This is a genomic window from Corynebacterium afermentans subsp. lipophilum, assembly GCF_030408375.1.
Lineage (GTDB): Bacteria > Actinomycetota > Actinomycetes > Mycobacteriales > Mycobacteriaceae > Corynebacterium > Corynebacterium lipophilum.
Genome location: NZ_CP046530.1, coordinates 1873467 through 1892575, shown reverse-complemented (window position 1 = coordinate 1892575; position 19109 = coordinate 1873467). Strand labels below are relative to the sequence as shown.

Annotated in this window: 13 protein-coding genes, 4 tRNA genes and 3 rRNA genes; 14 read left to right on the top strand and 6 right to left on the bottom strand. The window is 62.0% G+C overall.

The window, feature by feature from the left end; all coding sequences use genetic code 11:
- Window positions 1-5 precede the first annotated feature (5 nt).
- From zupT to CAFEL_RS09070, 7 genes are all read left to right on the top strand, one after another.
- Window positions 6-812: a zinc transporter ZupT gene (gene zupT / locus CAFEL_RS09100; RefSeq protein WP_194560745.1), complete on the top strand. Its 807-nt coding sequence runs from the start codon at window positions 6-8 to the stop codon at window positions 810-812.
- An 87-nt stretch (window positions 813-899) separates the two neighbouring features.
- Window positions 900-972, top strand: a tRNA-Glu gene (locus CAFEL_RS09095).
- A 1-nt stretch (window position 973) separates the two neighbouring features.
- Window positions 974-1050: transfer RNA gene (locus CAFEL_RS09090), tRNA-Asp, on the top strand.
- A 257-nt stretch (window positions 1051-1307) separates the two neighbouring features.
- Window positions 1308-3191, top strand: a complete 1884-nt coding sequence (locus CAFEL_RS09085; RefSeq protein ID WP_194560746.1) for a vWA domain-containing protein — start codon at window positions 1308-1310, stop codon at window positions 3189-3191.
- 127 nt (window positions 3192-3318) lie between these two features.
- Window positions 3319-3392: transfer RNA gene (locus tag CAFEL_RS09080), tRNA-Asp, on the top strand.
- A 28-nt stretch (window positions 3393-3420) separates the two neighbouring features.
- Window positions 3421-3493 (top strand) — tRNA-Phe (locus CAFEL_RS09075).
- A gap of 57 nt (window positions 3494-3550) precedes the next feature.
- Window positions 3551-3841, top strand: coding sequence for a GNAT family N-acetyltransferase (locus tag CAFEL_RS09070; protein ID WP_194560747.1), 291 nt, complete (start codon window positions 3551-3553; stop codon window positions 3839-3841).
- Here CAFEL_RS09070 and epsC read toward each other — a convergent pair whose 3' ends face one another.
- The gene (gene epsC, locus CAFEL_RS09065) at window positions 3842-4441 is read right to left on the bottom strand and encodes a serine O-acetyltransferase EpsC (protein ID WP_194560748.1); all 600 of its coding nucleotides are present in this window, start codon (window positions 4439-4441) and stop codon (window positions 3842-3844) included.
- Window positions 4442-4550: 109 nt separating this feature from the next.
- Window positions 4551-5492 carry a cysteine synthase A gene (gene cysK / locus CAFEL_RS09060; protein WP_194560749.1) on the bottom strand — a complete coding sequence of 314 codons (942 nt, stop codon included), beginning with the start codon at window positions 5490-5492 and terminating at the stop codon, window positions 4551-4553.
- Window positions 5493-5755: 263 nt separating this feature from the next.
- Here cysK and ramA point away from each other — a divergent pair, with 263 nt between their 5' ends.
- The 7 genes from ramA (at window position 5756) to CAFEL_RS09025 (ending at window position 17674) form a co-directional block, all read left to right on the top strand.
- Window positions 5756-6598, top strand: a complete 843-nt coding sequence (gene ramA / locus CAFEL_RS09055) for an acetate metabolism transcriptional regulator RamA (RefSeq protein ID WP_194560783.1) — start codon at window positions 5756-5758, stop codon at window positions 6596-6598.
- A 44-nt stretch (window positions 6599-6642) separates the two neighbouring features.
- Window positions 6643-7893 carry a UDP-N-acetylglucosamine 1-carboxyvinyltransferase gene (gene murA / locus CAFEL_RS09050; protein ID WP_194560750.1) on the top strand — a complete coding sequence of 417 codons (1251 nt, stop codon included), beginning with the start codon at window positions 6643-6645 and terminating at the stop codon, window positions 7891-7893.
- 566 nt (window positions 7894-8459) lie between these two features.
- Window positions 8460-9977: ribosomal RNA gene (locus tag CAFEL_RS09045) — 16S ribosomal RNA — on the top strand.
- A 391-nt stretch (window positions 9978-10368) separates the two neighbouring features.
- Window positions 10369-13453 (top strand): 23S ribosomal RNA (locus CAFEL_RS09040).
- 165 nt (window positions 13454-13618) lie between these two features.
- Window positions 13619-13736, top strand: a 5S ribosomal RNA gene (rrf, locus tag CAFEL_RS09035).
- Together the 16S, 23S and 5S rRNA genes form the textbook arrangement of a ribosomal RNA operon.
- 617 nt (window positions 13737-14353) lie before the next feature.
- A complete protein-coding gene (locus CAFEL_RS09030; RefSeq protein WP_228496198.1) occupies window positions 14354-15145 on the top strand; it encodes an ABC transporter ATP-binding protein in 792 nt (263 codons plus the stop codon).
- Window positions 15146-17674, top strand: coding sequence for an ABC transporter permease (locus CAFEL_RS09025; protein WP_194559804.1), 2529 nt, complete (start codon window positions 15146-15148; stop codon window positions 17672-17674). It abuts the gene before it with no gap.
- A gap of 5 nt (window positions 17675-17679) precedes the next feature.
- Here the strand turns inward: CAFEL_RS09025 and CAFEL_RS09020 are convergent, their stop codons facing one another.
- From CAFEL_RS09020 to CAFEL_RS09005, 4 genes are read right to left on the bottom strand one after another with little or no spacing between them, the layout of a single operon-like run.
- The gene (locus CAFEL_RS09020; RefSeq protein ID WP_194559803.1) at window positions 17680-18045 is read right to left on the bottom strand and encodes a CrcB family protein; all 366 of its coding nucleotides are present in this window, start codon (window positions 18043-18045) and stop codon (window positions 17680-17682) included.
- Complete coding sequence (locus tag CAFEL_RS09015) at window positions 18038-18388, bottom strand: CrcB family protein (RefSeq protein ID WP_290172001.1); 351 nt, start codon at window positions 18386-18388, stop codon at window positions 18038-18040. The genes CAFEL_RS09020 and CAFEL_RS09015 overlap by 8 nt, the downstream gene beginning before the upstream one ends.
- A gap of 19 nt (window positions 18389-18407) precedes the next feature.
- Window positions 18408-18776 carry a fluoride efflux transporter FluC gene (locus CAFEL_RS09010; RefSeq protein WP_194559802.1) on the bottom strand — a complete coding sequence of 123 codons (369 nt, stop codon included), beginning with the start codon at window positions 18774-18776 and terminating at the stop codon, window positions 18408-18410.
- Window positions 18769-19107 carry a CrcB family protein gene (locus CAFEL_RS09005; protein WP_194559801.1) on the bottom strand — a complete coding sequence of 113 codons (339 nt, stop codon included), beginning with the start codon at window positions 19105-19107 and terminating at the stop codon, window positions 18769-18771. Before CAFEL_RS09005 ends, CAFEL_RS09010 begins: the two co-directional genes overlap by 8 nt.
- Window positions 19108-19109: the final 2 nt, after the last annotated feature.

Genomic DNA, 19109 nt, shown 5'->3' with positions numbered 1-19109 from the left:
ACGCCATGGATCTTGCAACAGCTACCCCGGGTGCAGTCACCGTCGCGCTCGGGATCTCCCTGTTGGCGGGCCTGTCCACCGGCTTCGGCGGCCTTATCGTGGCGCTGAAGCGTTCCCCGGGGCCAGGCTTTTTAGCTGCCGCGTTGGGGTTTTCCGCCGGTGTGATGGTCTACATCTCATTCGTGGAGCTTCTGCCCGAGGGGATCGACGGGCTTGCGGAAGCGGGCAACGGATCCGCGGAGCTGTGGGGCGCAGTGGCGTTTTTCGCCGGCATTGCGCTCATCGCGCTGATTGACAGGTTTGTGCCAGAAGAGATCAACCCGCACGAAGAGCCGGACGCTTCCGGGGTGAGCCGCGCCCGGCTGCGCAACGTCGGCGTACTCAGCGCCACGGCGATCGCGGTGCACAACTTCCCGGAGGGGTTTGCCACGTTCGCGGTGGCGTTGGCGGACCCGGCGCTTGCGTTGCCGATCGCGATCGCGATTGCGATCCACAACATCCCCGAGGGCATCGCCGTGGCAGTGCCGCTGCGACAGGCCACCGGCTCAAAGTGGAAAGCCGCCGGTTGGGCCACCCTGTCCGGGCTGGCGGAGCCGCTCGGCGCCGTCATTGGTTTTCTACTGTTGCGGCCGTTTCTGGGCCCGCAGACGTTGGGCTACACCTTCGCCGCGATCGCCGGAATCATGGTCTTTGTCAGCCTGGATAAACTGCTGCCCACCGCTATTGCCACAGGCAAGCACCACACCGCCATCTACGGCATGATCATCGGCATGGCCGTCATGGCAGCCAGCCTGCTCATGCTGCCCGGCTAGGGGAGTGTTCGGAAAAGCCCACTGTACTGCTCATTTGGTTGCTGCGGGCGCGCTGTCGTATGATTCAACGGCTGTCTTTGATGGCAGGCCCCCATCGTCTAGAGGCCTAGGACTCCGCCCTTTCACGGCGGCAACACGGGTTCGAATCCCGTTGGGGGTACGGCCCTGTGGCGCAGTTGGTTAGCGCGCCGCCCTGTCACGGCGGAGGTCGCGGGTTCAAGTCCCGTCAGGGTCGCCAAATGCAAGCCAGTTCTCGGAAATCCGGGGACTGGCTTTTTGCTATCTCCGGGACACCTGTTGCCAAAGCGTTGGTTCACTTTTATTGTTGTCTGTGACAATAGACACATAAGGAAGAGGGCCTGAGCAATGTCGCATGTCAAATGGGGAAGTCGGTCCGTGGCCGCGTGCGTACTTGTCGTCGCTTGCATGCTGGCGTGGGTAGCGCCTGCATTCGCGACGGAGACGACGCGTCGGCCCGCGGAATCGAGCATTGCAGTGAGCACTGAGACGAAGACGTTGTCGAGCTCGACCACGAGGGCGTCGGCAAGCGGGGGCTCCGCAGACGCGAAGGCGGTCCTGATCCTGGATGCGTCCTACTCCATGGTTGAGGAGGATGCCGAGGGCCCGCGTATGGACGCGGCGAAGAAGGCGACACACGAGCTGGTTGATTTCCTGCCGCCGACCGCGAAGATGGGGCTCATTGCCTACGGCGCGCAGGAATCCAATGCGCCCGACAACCGCGAAAAGGGCTGTAAGGACATCCAGCGCCTCGTGCCTATTGGCAAGGTGGACAAGCAAAAGTTCGGCGAGGCTATCGACGGGCTCACGCCAAAGGGCTACACGCCGATGGGCAACGCGCTGCGCAAGGCTGCGGAAGAGTTGGGCAGTGACGGCGAGCGCTCGATCATTCTGGTCTCCGACGGCATCGACACCTGCGCGCCGCCAGAGGTGTGCGACGTGGCCAAGGAACTGGCGGGCGACGGCGTAGACCTGGCGATTCACACTGTCGGGTTCAAGGCCGACGAGGAGGCTCGTGCGGAGCTGGAGTGCATCGCGGAAGCTGGTGGCGGGCAGTTCCTGGAGGCGGCCGATGCGAGCAGCTTGGCGCAGTCGCTGAAGTTTTTGTCTCAGCGCGGGGTGGAGAAGTACCAGACGGGTGGCACGCCTTTTGAGTTCTCGGACACCCCAGAGGACGCGAAGTGGCTGGGCGAAGGCCAGTACCAGACCACGGTGACCCCGGACCGGGGTACTGCGAAGGACCGGTACTTCCGCATTTCCGTGCCCCCGCGCCACCACGCGCGCGTGGTGTTTTCTCCCGTGTGGCAGACCGAAGGCACAAGGGGAGACGGGCACCTGAAAATTGAACCGGTGGAGGTGACCAACGAGGGTGATGCGGAGTGCGGCTGGTTTCCGGGTAAGCACACTGCATTCGTCTCTGCTGGGCCGGATTACGGTATCGAATCTGCGACTGTCTCGGCAGAGCGCAACGGAGAGTCGGACATGGAGTGCGATATGAGCGACATCCTGGTCAAGACGCAAATCTCCGATGTCGAGGGCAACGACACTGGGGACATCGGGCTCGAGGTCAGTGTGTTCTATGAGCCGATTCCCGGAGATGAGGAGAAAACTGAGTGGTCAGACGGCAAAATTATCAAAGCTGGCGACTACCTTGGTGAGATGCCGATGAAGAACCCCGAGCCGATTTCCGGCGGCACCGGGTTCAATGATGCGGTGGACATCACCGAGGGCACGTACTCCGACAACATCATCCCTGGTGAGTTCAGGTTCTACAAGATCCCGGTGGCCTATGGGCAGCGGCCGGTGGTGAAGGTGAAAACGCCGGAGTCGGTCGCGCGCAACGCCGATAGCCTCGGCTTCGGCATCTACGATCCGATGCGCAACGAGCTCGTGCGCACCCCGTTGAGCTTCTTCATGGATGCAGCCGAATCCGACGCGGAAACGCTGAGCCAGTACGTGTGGCACGACACCAATACGCCTTATCAGGGCGAGTACTACATCTGGGTCGGCATGGGGTGGGTGCACGAAGGCTACGACATCACTGGTGTGGAGCAGCCTTTCGAGTTTGAGGTGGTCATGGATGGTGAACCTGGTAACGGCGGCCCGGATTGGACGCCGACGCATGAGGACGGCCCGGAGCCGTCCGACGAGCCGATCGCATTCAACGCGGCCGACAGAGCAGCCGAGACGTCGGCTTCGCAGAGCAGTCAGGACAGTGAGGACAGCGATGCGGAGGTCGACGCCGCGAAGGATGACCAGGATGGAGGCTTCGGGCTCCTGCCGGGGCTGATCGGCGGCTTGCTTGTGCTGCTACTGGTAGCCGCGGCGGTCGTGTTCTTCCTCGCACGTGGGCGTCGATAAGCAATCTGGGCCCGCAACCTCCCGTACGCTGGCGATTTGTGGCCGATCGAGGGTGCTGTGTAAGGTATCAACTCGTGCAAGAGACAGTGTGAAACACACTGGAAGGCGCACTGAAACAACAGAATAAGGCCCTGTGGCGCAGTTGGTTAGCGCGCCGCCCTGTCACGGCGGAGGTCGCGGGTTCAAGTCCCGTCAGGGTCGCTGAATTGCTTGGCAAACGAGTAGTTCCGGCCAGATAGCTCAGTTGGTAGAGCACACGCCTGAAAAGTGTGGGGTCGCCAGTTCGATCCTGGCTCTGGCCACACTCCCGAAACCCCTTCCGCGGCAATGCGGAAGGGGTTTCGCATATAGTCGGCTGCATGTCTGAGAACCCGGAAATATCCGTGCACAAAAACGAGACGGAAGGCCAGTACGAAATCCTCGTGGGCGGGGAAGTGGCGGGCTTTGCCACCTACGCCGACGCGAACGGTGTGCGCGACCTGCCGCACACCGTGGTGGACCCCAAATTCCGCGGCCAGGGCCTGTCCAAGCCGCTTATCCAGGCGGCGCTCGACGACGCCCGCGCAGACGACATGCTGGTCACCCCGTCCTGCCCCGCCGTGGAGCGCTACATAGAGCAGAACCCGCAGTACCGGGACCTGCTGGCGTAACTAGATGATGTAGCTGCCCGGATCGATGTAGCTGTCCGGGTCCACCAGCTTCACGCACTCGTCCGTCTTACGCGGACGGACCTTCGCCGGAATGCCAACTGCGATGGAGTTTTCCGGCACGTCCTTGGTCACCACCGCGTTCGCGCCGACAGCGGAGCCGGCGCCGATGTTCACCGGGCCCAGCACCTTCGCGCCCGCGCCGATGGTGACGTTGTCGCCGATGGTGGGGTGGCGTTTCGTCTGCGTGAGCACCTGCCCGCCCAGGGTGACGCCGTGGTAGAGCATTACGCCGTCGCCGATCTCCGCGGTTTCGCCGATCACGATGCCCATGCCGTGGTCGATGAAGAACCGGCGGCCGATTGTCGCGCCGGGGTGGATCTCAATGCCGGTGAAGAACCGGTTCAGCTGCGCCAGGATGCGCGCCGGGCCCTTCCAGTCCCGTTCCCACATTGCGTGGCAGATGCGGTGCACCCAGATGGCGTGCAGACCCGAGTACACCACGGCGTTTTCGACGTCGCCGCGGGCGGCGGGGTCGTGTTCGCGCGCGTTCACCAGGTCCTCGCGGACAGTGGAAACAACCTTAGCGGCCAGGGAAAGCATGGGGCGCAGTGTACCAAGCGGTCCATTTTCTGTGGGGATAAAAATTCCCCGGCGCCGAATGGTGTCGGTGCCGGGGAGGGGCGACAGCTCGTCGCTAAGCAAAAAGTGCTTAGTCGCGGATGTCCTCGTACAGGACGGTGGAGACGTAGCGCTCGCCGAAGTCCGGGATGATCACCACGATGGTCTTGCCCGCGTTCTCCTCGCGCTGGGCCAGCTCAAGGGCCGCCTTAACGTTCGCGCCTGCGGAGATGCCGCCGAGGATGGCGTCCTTCACGGCGAGCTCGCGGGAGGCGGACACCGCGTCCTCGTTGGTTACGGCGATGATCTCGTCCACGACATTGCGGTCCAGGGTGCCCGGGATGAAGTTCGCGCCCAGACCCTGAATCTTGTGCGGGCCAGCCTCGCCCTTGGACAGGAGCGGGGACGCAGCCGGCTCGACGGCCACGGCCTTGACGTCCGCCTTCTGCTCCTTGAGGTACTTGCCGGCGCCCGAGATGGTGCCGCCGGTGCCCACACCTGCGACGAGGATGTCCACCTCGCCGTCGGTGTCTTCCCAGATCTCCGGGCCGGTGGTGGCGTAGTGAATCTTCGGGTTGGCCTCGTTCTCAAACTGGCGGGCCAGGATGGCGCCCTCGTTCTGCTCCACCAGCTCGTTGGCCTTTTCCACGGCGCCCTTCATGCCGGCGGCGCCCGGGGTGAGCACGATCTCAGCACCGTAGGCGCGCAGCAGCACGCGGCGCTCGTTGGACATGGTCTCCGGCATGGTCAGGATGACCTTGTAGCCCTTCGCTGCGCCCGCGAGCGCGAGCGCAATGCCGGTGTTGCCGGAGGTCGCCTCGATGATGGTGCCGCCCGGCTTCAGGTCGCCGGACGCCTCGGCAGCCTCGATGATGGCCTTGCCGATGCGGTCCTTGACGGAGTTTGCCGGGTTGTAGAACTCCAGCTTGGCCAGTACGCGGGCCTTGGAGCCGTTGGCCTCGGTGATGTCAGTGAGCTCCACCAGCGGGGTGCCGCCGATGAGGTCGAGAACGTTGCTTGCGATCTTCGCCATAATTCATCCCCTCCTGGGGTTTTCTTGGTTTGTTGCGTTTCCAACGACAGCATACACGCCGAAGTAGACAGTGTGGTTTGTTGGTAGTGAACTGTCCGGTACGGAAGGGATTCCGGCAGGGCGCGTCCCACGCTTTTAGAGCGGGGTTAAATTTGGCTACCCCCGTTCGCGCGATATGATCAATGTGGTTTTTGAGTCCTGTTCGGATTCGGGTGTGCCCCAAACGGGTGCCCCCGAAACGGTGGAAGGCGACACGTATGACGATGGATGCGCAGCGCATCAAGGACGACGATGACGCGATTCGCGCGGCACTGACCGCGCTGAAGACCGCTACCGGCATTCCAGTGGCTATGTACGGCACTCTCTTGTCGGACAACCGGATCCAAATCACCCAATGGATCGGCCTGCGCACTCCGGCACTGCAGAACCTCAGCATCGCCGAAGGCGCTGGTGTCGGCGGCCGTGTCGTGTCCACCCGCCGTGCCGTGGGTATCGCCGACTACACGCGCGCTTCCGTAATCTCCCACGACTACGACCAGCAGATTCAGGACGAGGGCTTGCACTCCGTCGTGGCCGTGCCGGTGATCGTGCAGCGCGAAATCCGGGGCGTTTTGTACGTCGGCGTGCATTCGCCTGTGCGCCTGGGAGACAAGGTCATCGAAGAGGTCGCTATGACCGCCCGCACCCTCGAGCAGGAACTCGCCGTCAATGCGGCGCTGCGTTCCTCCGACGGCGGGGACCGGGCTGGCGCGAAGTCCGGGCGTGCGATGAACGGCGCGGAGTGGGAGCAGGTGCGCGCGACCCACTCTAAGCTGCGCATGCTGACTAACCGGGTGGAGGACGAGAAGCTGCGCAAGGAGCTGGAGCAGCTCTGCGAGCAGCTGGTGTCTCCGGTCGCCGTCAAGCAGACCACCAAGTTGTCGGCGCGCGAGCTGGACGTGCTTGCCTGCGTGGCCCTTGGGCACACCAACGTTGAGGCTGCCGCGGAGATGGGCATCGGTGCTGAGACCGTGAAGTCCTACCTCCGCAGTGTGATGCGCAAACTCGGTGCTCACACCAGGTATGAGGCGGTCAATGCCGCCCGTCGTATCGGTGCGCTGCCTTAAGCATTTGCCTATCGACGTCCCTTCGGTTCTGTACTGTGGCGGACGTGAAAGAACGGTTTTTGGTTTCAGGCGGCGCCCGGCTCGCGGGCGAAGTTCGCGTCGACGGCGCCAAGAACAGCGTGCTCAAGCTGATGGCCGCGGCCCTTCTAGCCGAAGGCACCACCACGCTGCGCAACTGCCCGCAGATCCTGGACGTCCCGCTGATGCGCGACGTCCTGGTCGGGCTGGGCTGCGAGGTGGACATCGAAGGCGACGTGGTGCGCATTCACACCCCGGCCGAAGTTTCCCCGCACGCCGACTTTGACGCAGTGCGCCAGTTCCGCGCCTCCGTGGCGGTGCTCGGGCCGCTGGTGGCCCGCTGCACCGAGGCGTACGTGGCGCTTCCCGGCGGCGACGCAATCGGGTCCCGCCCGCTGGATATGCACCAGTCCGGCCTGGAGAAACTGGGTGCGACCACGCACATCGAGCACGGGGCAGTGGTGGCGCGTGCAGAGAGACTCACCGGCGCCTCCATCAAGCTGGACTTCCCGTCCGTGGGTGCGACGGAGAACATCATCACCGCGGCCGTGCTCGCGGATGGCCGCACAGTGCTGGACAACGCGGCGCGCGAACCGGAGATTGTGGACCTGTGCGCCATGCTGAACTCCATGGGCGCGCGTATCGACGGCGCCGGCACGTCCACCATCACCGTCGATGGCGTTGATTCGCTCTCGCCGACGGAGCACACGGTGGTCGGCGACCGCATCGTCGCCGGCACGTGGGCCTATGCGGCGGCAATGACGCAGGGCGACATCACCGTCACCGGTGCGGCACCGGGGCACCTGCACCTGGCCCTTTCGAAGCTGAAGCTCGCGGGTGCCGACGTGGAGACCTACGACAACGGTTTCCGCGTGCGCATGGACCACCGCCCCCGCGCCGTGGACTATCAGACCCTGCCGTACCCGGGATTTCCCACCGACCTGCAGCCCATGGCGATCGCGATGTCCGCGATTGCCGACGGCGTATCCGTGATCACCGAGAACGTCTTTGAGGCGCGCTTCCGGTTCGTGGACGAAATGCTGCGCCTGGGGGCTGACGCGAATGTGGACGGCCACCACGTCATGTTGCGTGGGGTGAACAACCTGTCTTCCACCGATGTCTGGTCCTCCGATATCCGTGCAGGCGCCGGCCTCGTGCTTGCCGGCCTAGTTGCAGACGGCGTGACCACCGTGCACGAGGTGCACCACATCGACCGCGGCTACCCGGCATTCGTTGAGCAGTTAAACGCGCTTGGTGCGCACGTTGAACGCGCTTAAAACCAGCGTTTAGCTGCGGGTTTGTGTTGTGTGTGGGGTGTGTGTAACTTATATCGAGTCAGCGAGACCGACAACGCCCCGCTGGAGAGCAGATAAGCTTCTCTGGTTTGTGTGGCGGGCAGGAAAACAATCGCTGGCAGATTCCAAAGTCGCTTTGATGCTGGCTCACTGTGTGTGGGTTGGTGTTGGGTGTGCTGGTGTTGTTTGAGAACTCGATAGTGTGCCAATGTACTTTTGTTGCGTGGGTGTGTTTGCCTGCCCTTGTTTTGTGCACTGTGTGGTGGACGCTCTTTTTGGGTGTGTGCCGGTGGTGGCGTGGTTGAATTCCAATGACTAATCGCGTCATCTTTTGGTTCATGGTGTGCGTGGGGTGTGGTTGAACATGTTTCACGTATGTTTTTGGCTGACCCCTGTTTATGACCCCGTCGGGTTGGGGGTTGGTTGTTGAACCTTTGTAATTTTTGGATTTTTGCCAGTCACTGATGCTCATGTTTGTGGGTGTTGGTGGTTGGTTTGTTTTTGGTTGGGTATTGGGCTTTTCACGGCCTGTTTCTGCTGAAACGTTTTTTGTGGAGAGTTTGATCCTGGCTCAGGATGAACGCTGGCGGCGTGCTTAACACATGCAAGTCGAACGGAAAGGCCCAAGCTTGCTTGGGTACTCGAGTGGCGAACGGGTGAGTAACACGTGGGTGATCTGCCCTGCACTTCGGGATAAGCCTGGGAAACTGGGTCTAATACCGGATAGGACCACATTTTGGATGGTGTGGTGGAAAGTTTTTCGGTGTGGGATGAGCTCGCGGCCTATCAGCTTGTTGGTGGGGTAATGGCCTACCAAGGCGTCGACGGGTAGCCGGCCTGAGAGGGTGTACGGCCACATTGGGACTGAGATACGGCCCAGACTCCTACGGGAGGCAGCAGTGGGGAATATTGCACAATGGGCGCAAGCCTGATGCAGCGACGCCGCGTGGGGGATGACGGCCTTCGGGTTGTAAACTCCTTTCGCTAGGGACGAAGCGTTTTTGTGACGGTACCTGGAGAAGAAGCACCGGCTAACTACGTGCCAGCAGCCGCGGTAATACGTAGGGTGCGAGCGTTGTCCGGAATTACTGGGCGTAAAGAGCTCGTAGGTGGTTTGTCGCGTCGTTTGTGTAAGCCCGCAGCTTAACTGCGGGACTGCAGGCGATACGGGCATAACTTGAGTGCTGTAGGGGAGACTGGAATTCCTGGTGTAGCGGTGGAATGCGCAGATATCAGGAGGAACACCGATGGCGAAGGCAGGTCTCTGGGCAGTAACTGACGCTGAGGAGCGAAAGCATGGGTAGCGAACAGGATTAGATACCCTGGTAGTCCATGCCGTAAACGGTGGGCGCTAGGTGTGAGTCCCTTCCACGGGGTTCGTGCCGTAGCTAACGCATTAAGCGCCCCGCCTGGGGAGTACGGCCGCAAGGCTAAAACTCAAAGGAATTGACGGGGGCCCGCACAAGCGGCGGAGCATGTGGATTAATTCGATGCAACGCGAAGAACCTTACCTGGGCTTGACATACACCAGATCGCCGTAGAGATACGGTTTCCCTTCGTGGTTGGTGTACAGGTGGTGCATGGTTGTCGTCAGCTCGTGTCGTGAGATGTTGGGTTAAGTCCCGCAACGAGCGCAACCCTTGTCTTATGTTGCCAGCAATTCGGTTGGGGACTCGTGAGAGACTGCCGGGGTTAACTCGGAGGAAGGTGGGGATGACGTCAAATCATCATGCCCCTTATGTCCAGGGCTTCACACATGCTACAATGGTCGGTACAACGCGTCTGCGAGCCTGTGAGGGTGAGCTAATCGCTGTAAAGCCGGTCGTAGTTCGGATTGGGGTCTGCAACTCGACCCCATGAAGTCGGAGTCGCTAGTAATCGCAGATCAGCAACGCTGCGGTGAATACGTTCCCGGGCCTTGTACACACCGCCCGTCACGTCATGAAAGTTGGTAACACCCGAAGCCAGTGGCCTGTCAAAAGGAGCTGTCGAAGGTGGGATCGGCGATTGGGACGAAGTCGTAACAAGGTAGCCGTACCGGAAGGTGCGGCTGGATCACCTCCTTTCTAAGGAGCTTGTATTGTTGGCCCACAGTTGTGGGTGTTGTGTGGTTGAGTCGCCGAGTGTGTGACTGCCACTATTTTGTTTGCCGGGTGGAGGCATACCCGCAGGCGCTGATGCTGCTTCGATGGTGGTGTTGGTGGCTGATGTTGGGGTGTGTGCTGCGTGGTGTGTGGGGTTGGTGGATACACCGGTTTTGCGTGACAAAAGGGTTTTGCGTTGGTGCACTGTTGGGTGTCTGGGGCAGCACAATGTTGTTCCTGTTGGGCCCTATGTACACGAATGGCCTGTTGTGGTTGTTTGTGTGTGGGGTTGTGTTGTGTGAGAACTGTATAGTGGACGCGAGTATCTTTCTTTTTTGTGTTTTGGTGTTTGTACCTGTTTGTTTGTGTGTCCGTGTGTTTTGTTACGGGCGTATGGTGGATGCCTTGGCATGCTGAGCCGATGAAGGACGTGTGAGGCTGCGTTATGCCTCGGGGAGTTGCCAACAAAGCGTTGATCCGAGGATGTCCGAATGGGGAAACCCAGCACCGGTTGTGTGGTGTTACCCGCAGGTGAATTCATAGTCTGTGTGGGGGTTGACGCGGGGAAGTGAAACATCTCAGTACCCGTAGGAGAAGAAAACAATTGTGATTCCGTGTGTAGTGGCGAGCGATAGCGGATGAGGCTAAACCGTGTGCGTGTGATACCTGGCAGGGGTTGCGTGTGCGGTGTTGTGGGGCGTAAATGTTGCAGGCTGCCGACTGCAAGCGCAATGCATATGCATCAGCGGAAGCATCTGGGATGGTGCACCGGAGTAGGTGATGAGTCCTGTACGTGAAGGTGTGTGTGGTTGTGTTGTTTGTGTTTTTCCCCGAGTAGCAGCGGGCTCGTGGAATCTGCTGTGAATCTGCCGGGACCACCCGGTAAGCCTAAATACTCAGTGTGACCGATAGTGGAGAAGTACCGTGAGGGAATGGTGAAAAGTACCCCGGGAGGGGAGTGAAAGAGTTCCTGAAACCATGCGCTTACAATCCGTCAGAGCACCTGTTTGTGTGTGATGGCGTGCCTTTTGAAGAATGAGCCTGCGAGTCAGCGGCATGTCGCGAGGTTAACCCGTTTTTGTGGGGTAGTCGTAGCGAAAGCGAATCCGAATAGGGTGGCAAGTGGCATGTCCTGGACCCGAAGCGGGGTGATCTACCCATGGCCAGTGTGAAGCAGCTGTAAGAGGTTGTGGAGGCGCGAACCCACTTAGGTTGAAAACTGAGGGGATGAGCTGTGGGTAGGGGTGAAAGGCCAATCAAACTCCGTGATAGCTGGTTCTCCCCGAAATGCATTTAGGTGCAGCGTGATGTGAGCTTGCCGGAGGTAGAGCTACTGGTTGGTTGAGCGGGACTATCATCTTAGCGACGTCAGCCAAACTCCGAATACCGGTTGAAGTGGTGCATTGCAGTGAGACTGTGGGGGATAAGCTTCATAGTCGAGAGGGAAACAGCCCAGATCGCCGGTTAAGGCCCCTAAGGGTGTGCTAAGTGGAAAAGGATGTGGGATCGCGAAGACAGCCAGGAGGTTGGCTTAGAAGCAGCCATCCTTGAAAGAGTGCGTAATAGCTCACTGGTCGAGTGGTTCCGCGCCGACAATTCAGTGGGGCTCAAGCACACCGCCGAAGCCGCGGCAAACATTTGTTGTTTGGGTAGGGGAGCGTCGTGTGTGGGGTGAAGCCGTATCGGAAGGAGCGGTGGACTGCATGCGAGTGAGAATGCAGGCATGAGTAACGAATGGCAAGTGAGAATCTTGCCCGCCGGATGACTAAGGGTTCCTGGGTCAAGTTCGTCTTCCCAGGGTGAGTCGGGTCCTAAGGCGAGGCCGACAGGCGTAGTCGATGGTTAACGGGTTGATATTCCCGTACCCGTGTATGCGCGCCCAGTATCGAAGCGGTGAGACTAACCACCCTGATCCGCCGATCGTTGCCGTCCTTTGGGACGGTTGGTTGGTGGTGATGCGTGGGGCCTGATCCGTGGTAGGTCAGTGATGGGGTGACGCAGTGAGGTAGCTAAGCCGCTTATTGGATTGCGGTGCAAGCGTGTGGCACGGCAACATTGGTCAAATCCGGTTGCCATTAAGTGTGAGGCGTGATGCGTAGCCCATGTGTGGGTGATGTTGGTGATCCTGTACTGCCGAGAAAAGCCTCTAGCGATGTGCATGTACGGCCCGTACCCATAACCGACACAGGTGGTCAGGTAGAAAATACTAAGGCGAGCGGGTGAACTGTGGTTAAGGAACTCGGCAAAATGCCCCCGTAACTTCGGGAGAAGGGGGACCACAACCGGTGACACATGTTCGTGTTGAGCTGGTTGGGGTCGCAGAGAAGAGAGGGGAGCGACTGTTTATCAAAAACACAGGTCCGTGCGAAGACGATGAAGTTGATGTATACGGACTGACGCCTGCCCGGTGCTGGAAGGTTAAGAGGACCCGTTAGGCCGTTGTGGTCGAAGCGGAGAATTTAAGCCCCAGTAAACGGCGGTGGTAACTATAACCATCCTAAGGTAGCGAAATTCCTTGTCGGGTAAGTTCCGACCTGCACGAATGGCGTAACGACTCCCCTGCTGTCTCAACCACAGGCCCGGTGAAATTGCAGTACGAGTAAAGATGCTCGTTTCGCGCGGCAGGACGAAAAGACCCCGGGACCTTCACTATAGCTTGGTATTGGCATTCGGTGCGGTTTGTGTAGGATAGGTGGGAGATGTGGAAGCATGCACGCTAGTGTGTGTGGAGTCGTTGTTGAAATACCACTCTGACCGTAGTGGATATCTAACCTTGGCCCATGATCTGGGTTGGGGACAGTGCCTGGTGGGTAGTTTAACTGGGGCGGTTGCCTCCCAAAATGTAACGGAGGCGCCCAAAGGTTCCCTCAGCCTGGTTGGCAATCAGGTGTTTAGAGTGTAAGTGCACAAGGGAGCTTGACTGCGAGACTTACTAGTCGAGCAGGGACGAAAGTCGGGACTAGTGATCCGGCACCTACTTGTGGATGTGGTGTCGCTCAACGGATAAAAGGTACCCCGGGGATAACAGGCTGATCTTCCCCAAGAGTCCATATCGACGGGATGGTTTGGCACCTCGATGTCGGCTCGTCGCATCCTGGGGCTGGAGTAGGTCCCAAGGGTTGGGCTGTTCGCCCATTAAAGCGGCACGCGAGCTGGGTTCAGAACGTCGTGAGACAGTTCGGTCTCTATCCGCCGCGCGCGTTGAAACTTGAAGAAGGCTGTCCCTAGTACGAGAGGACCGGGACGGACGTACCTCTAGTGTGCCAGTTGTTCCGCCAGGAGCACGGCTGGTTGGCTACGTACGGGAGGGATAACCGCTGAAAGCATCTAAGCGGGAAGCCTGTTTTAAGATGAGGTTTCATTTGAGGTTCCCAGGAGACTACTGGGTTGATAGGCCGGACCTGGAAGCACAGTAATGTGTGGAGGCGACCGGTACTAATACACCGATAAACACCATTGACACACTGATAGGTTGTGAACACCGCGAAAAAACACAAAAGCATGTTGCTTGCGTCCACTGTGCAGTCACTGACACAACACACCACCCCGGTTTGCACCGGATTGGCCAACATGTAATTGCATATCGCTGATTGTTGATCAGCCGACCATGCCCCTAAAGGTGTGTCGGTGGTTGATGGCGGCGGGGAAACGCCCGGTCCCATTCCGAACCCGGAAGCTAAGCCCGCCCGCGCCGATGGTACTGCCCCCGGGAGGGAGTGGGAGAGTAGGTTACCGCCGACCCAACAACTTCACACACAAGCACCCGCTGTAAGCACCACGCTTACAGCGGGTGCTTTCATATGCGCAGCCAATGACCGACCGGGACGGCTGGGTGGATCCCCGCATTGCGGACAACCGTGGCGTAACCACCCGGCGAGGCGCGACCTGTCAAGCGGCCACATAGGTCGCGGGGCCAGCACGCGCAGCCACGATGACGCCTACTGCGGGGCGAAATTCGAGTACCGGACGTCGAGTACACCCGCATACACCGACGGACTCGACCTCCACTACTCGACCAACAACGCACCCACGAAAAAACCCGGGGCCGGTCCACATTCCCCATTGCGGACAACCACGGCGGCACCAACTATGGGTGCTTACCCACGGATCATTTGTCTGGCGGTTTCGTAGAAGCTGACGCCGGCGATTCCCCACCTGGGTAAACAGCGGCCGAAAATGGCTGGATCGTCAACGTTTACGAAAGCCGCCCCCGCGAAACTCCGCAGTGCGGACAACCGGAGCAGTACCCATCATTGGCGCCCACCCACGAATTCGTCAAGTGAGTAGCTAACGGTCTGTCCTCTCTCACCGGGTGCGTATAGTCCCGGAGGAATGGAATGACAGGGAGGCGAACCTCGATGGCTGAGTCGGACGAGATCCTTAAAGCGGGAGCACCCAGCGCAGGAACACCAGAACCCGCAGCGAGCGGGGCTGCTGCTCGGGCGGTGTCGCTGGTCAAGACGTATGGCAAGGGCGACACCGAGGTGAAAGCGCTCGACGGCGTCGATATCGAGTTCGGCCGTAACGAGTTCACTGCGATTATGGGCCCGTCCGGTTCGGGGAAATCGACGCTCATGCACGTGATGGCGGGGCTTGACTCCGCCACCACCGGGTCGGCGTACATCGGGGAGACGGACTTGTCCCAGCTCAACGACAAGGAGCTCACGGCACTGAGGCGCGACCGTCTCGGGTTCATCTTCCAGTCCTTCAACCTGGTTCCCACTCTCACCGCCGCTGAGAACATCACGCTGCCCACGAGCATTGCGGGCGGCAAGGTTGACCCGGCGTGGTTCGATGAGGTTACAGAGCGCCTCGGCCTGAGCAAGCGCCTGGACCACCGCCCGGCGGAGCTGTCGGGCGGCCAGCAGCAGCGCGTCGCCTGCGCCCGCGCGTTGGTGAGCCGCCCTGAGCTGATTTTCGGCGACGAGCCGACCGGCAACCTGGATTCCAATGCCTCCCGCGAAGTGCTGGACATCCTGCGCACGGCGGTGGATAAGGACGGGCAGACGGTGGTCATCGTCACGCATGATGCCCGCGCCGCGTCCTATGCCGACAGGGTGGTGTTCTTGCGCGACGGCAATATTGTCGACGAGATGCGCGACCCGGACATGGATTCCATCCTTCGCGTCATGGCTGGCATGGAGGACTAGATGGCGAACACGCTGACGAAGGTCTCGCTGCGCAACGTCGCGGCGCACAAGCTGCGCCTCGCGCTGACGGTGCTGGCGGTTGTGCTGGGCACGGCGTTCCTGTCTGGTGCGCTGATGTTCACGAACATGCTGTCCGCCACGTTCGATTCTGCGGTGGATACGGCGCTCGAGGACGTGGATGCGGTGGTTCGCCCGACCGAGGGCAGCATCGACATGGAGACGTTCGACGTCATCAGGGACACCGAGGGCGTCGATGGGGTGAATGTGTTCGTGGATGTGCCTGTGGTCGTCTCTAGGCAGGATGAAGTTGCGATTCAGACGCAGCTCGGCACCTCCCGCCTCATGCCTTTCTACGGCGAGGGCGAGGCAGTGGGGCGGGCACCTTCGCTTATCGACGGCTCCGCTCCCACCGCCGCCGGCGACATCGCCGTCAACTCGAACGGCGCGCAGAAGTACGGCATCGAGATGGGCGAGAAGCTCATCGTGGTGGACAAGGACGGGCGCAACGAGTTCACCGTCACGGGGTTGTACGAGGACCCGCTGGCGCAGGAGACGTCACTGGTGCTGCGGGTGGGGGAGCAGGCCTACCTTGACCTCTACCGGGACGGCGAGTCGGTGCCGGCGGTGACGGTGGATGGGGGACCGGGGGTCGTCGATAGGCTGAAGAGCGATTTTCCTGACTTGGAGGTGCGCGCGGGCGCGGATGTGGCTGAGGAGCTGTCCCAGCAGATCCGCGAGGGTTTGAGTTTTGTCAGCTACTTCCTAGTCGCGTTCGGTCTGGTGGGGCTTTTGGTGGGGACGTTCCTCATCGCGAACACGTTTTCCATGATCGTGGCGCAGCGCACCCGCGAGTTTGCCTTGCTCCGCGCGTTGGGGGCGTCGCGCGGGCAGATCACGCGTTCGGTGGCGTTCGAGTCGGCGCTGGTCGGTGTGATCGGTTCCGCGCTCGGCGTCGCCGGCGGCGTGGGGCTGGTGGCGCTGATCCGGGTGGCGATGGCGCGCTACGGCATGCCGCTGCCGGATGCGGGCACCGGGCTTTCCACACGCGCGGTGGTGGTGCCGCTGGTGGTGGGCACACTGGTGACCGTGCTGTCGGCCCTCGCGCCGGCGCGCAAAGCGGGGCAGGTCAAGCCGGTGGAGGCGATGCGCTCCAGCGAGGCCGCCACGCCGCAGCCGCTGCGGTGGCGCACTGTCGCGGGCCTGGTCCTGGTAGCCGCGGGCGTGGCGGCAGCGGTCTACGCGATGGGCTGGGACGACGGGGCCACCGGCCGCCGCGCAGCCCTGGTGGGCGTGGCGGCGCTGGCCGCGATCACCGGCCTGTTCCTGGCCGGCCCGGCGTTGAGCTTGCCGGTGGTGCCGCCGCTGGGCCGGGTCATCGGCGCGCCGTTCGGGGCGGTGGGCGCACTCGCGTCCACGAACACGCGCCGCAACCCGCGGCGCACCGCCACCACCGCTTTTGCGCTGATGTTGGGTATCGCGCTGGTGACGGTGATCGGCATGCTGGGCGCGTCGATGAAGCGCTCGGTGGATGATGTTGCCACCAGCGAGGTCTCCGCGGACTTCGTGCTCTCCGGCCCACAGAACGGGGTCTTCCCGCTGCCGGAGGACCTGCCGGAGCGGCTGGACGCGGTGGACGGCGCCGGCGAGACGGTCAGCTACACCCAGGCGCCGATCTCGGTGGACGGGCAGTTCGGCTACCAGTTGGGCGGCTTCGGGGTCACGGACGTGCTGCAGGGCGATCCGGCGGACCTGATCTCCTTGGACATGGTGGAGGGAAGCTCCAGCTTGGAGGGCAACACCATCATCGCGCCCGAGCCGCTGGCGCAGGAGCACGGCTGGCGCGTGGGCGACACACTCACCGTGGCTGGCCCGACGGGCGAATCGGTGGAGGCAACCCTGGGCGGGCTGTTTGAAACGTCGAATATCTTGCAGTCGTTCGTGGTTTCCGACGAGGCGGCCGCCGCCACGGGCGCGCGCGGCACGGGCCGGATCCTCATGGTCGGCGTAAACAATAACGGCACGGTGGACGATGACCAGCTGCGCGCCAACCTGGAGGAGCTGGTACGCCACGACATCGTGGTGCAGGTCCGCTCCACGCAGGATATGGCCGGCGAGGTCTCCGCCATGATCGACCAGATGCTGTTCATCCTCTACGCGCTGCTGTCCCTGGCGGTTGTGATTGCGGTGCTGGGCATCGTGAACACGCTGACGCTGTCGGTGATTGAGCGGCGCCAGGAGATCGGCATGTTGCGCGCGGTGGGCACGCAGCGCCGCCAGGTCCGGACGATGATCACGCTGGAGTCGGTGCAGATGACGGTCTACGGCGCGATCCTCGGCGTGCTGCTGGGGCTCGGTTTGGGGTGGGCGTTCCTCACCGTCCTTGAGGCCAAAGGCTTGACGACGATTGTGGTCCCGTGGCCGCTCATCGGCACCGTGCTTGCCGGCTCGTTTGTAGTCGGCTTGCTTGCCGCGGTGTGGCCGGCCGGCAGGGCCGCGAAGACGCCGCCGCTGGACGCCATCGCGGAGTAGGGGTCCTAGCCGAAGCCGGTGGTGGCCCACTGCGCGCCGATCGCCGCGGCTGCCACGGCGACCAGCGCTGTGCCCAGCCCGTATTTCGTGGCGAGGGCGAACTCGCCAGCCTTGACCATCTCTCCCAGCTGGCGCGCCAGCATGGACAGGGTGGATAGCGCCCCGGCGTAACCGACGCCAACGGCGGTGCGCCAGATCCCTGGCACTGCCACGGAGAATCCGATGATGGCGGAGGCCGCGATGTTGGCAGCGAACGTGGCGGCCAGCGGGTGGTGGATTTCGCGCATGAGCACCCAGCGGGTGAATCCGCCGAGTAGGCCGCCTGCGAAGACGGCGACAGCGCCGATCAGCAAAGGGAGCAGTTTAGGCATGCTGATGCTCCCGGGTCGCGTCGCCGGCGAGCCACGCGATGGTGGCGGTGGACAGGCTGAGCACGATGATGAACACCGCCCACAGGGGCGACGTGGTGGTGGCGGCGAGCGCCACGGCGGACAGCGTGCTGAAGCCGCCGAGGAACCCTACGCCCCAGAACGCGCCAGGGCGGAACAGACCCATGACAAAGCAGGCGACCAGGTTCACCGCAAAGGTGACGGCCAAGGCGAGTGCTTCCGGGGTGGAGGGATTGACCCAAATGAGCACGAGATAGCGTGCGACAGCTCCCAATCCGGCACCGTACGCTACCGTCAGGCCGGTTTTTAGGTCGTCGAACTGCACATTTCTTCAGTCTAGACCCTTACCCGGCGAAGGCGCGAAGGCCCCAGCGCATGCCGAACCAGGCGGCGACGATGCCCAGCACCGCCGTGCGCAGCGCGTAGCGCAGGGCCGGCCGGTACCGCCCGGCGGTGATCAGGTCGCCGAGCTCTCGCGCCAGCGTGGACCAGGTGGAAAGCGCCCCTGCAAGCCCGGCGCCGAGCGCGAGCTGCCACGCGGCCGGGGTCGTGGCGGCGAAACCGGCCACGGCGCAGGCCACCGTGTTCGCGGCGAAGGTGGCGGCGCGGGCGTTGTCGATCAGCCGGGACAACGCGAAGCGCGCCATGCCGCCGAGCACACCGCCGGTGAAGACGACGGCGAGGGTGAGGGCTAGTCCGTACCAGCTAGCCATGGCGTCGCTCCCGGAGGGTGTGGCCGAGGAGGTAGGAAACTATAGACGTCGCAAAGCTGAGTGCGACGATGACGAGCGCGACAAGCGCGCTGGAGCGCATCGCGGTGACCGAGAGTGCGGAGTAGGTGGTAAAACCGCCCAGGAACCCGGTGCCCCAGAGCGGGCCCGGCTTGTATACGCCCATGGCGAAGCAGCCGGCGATGTTCACGGCGAAGGTCAGCGCGAGCGCCGCGGTGGTGCCGGGCGCGGCGGTGAGGAGCACAAGGTGCCTTAAAACGGCACCAAGGCCCGCTCCGAGCCCAACCGTGAGTGCTGTCCGGAATGTGTCCACGG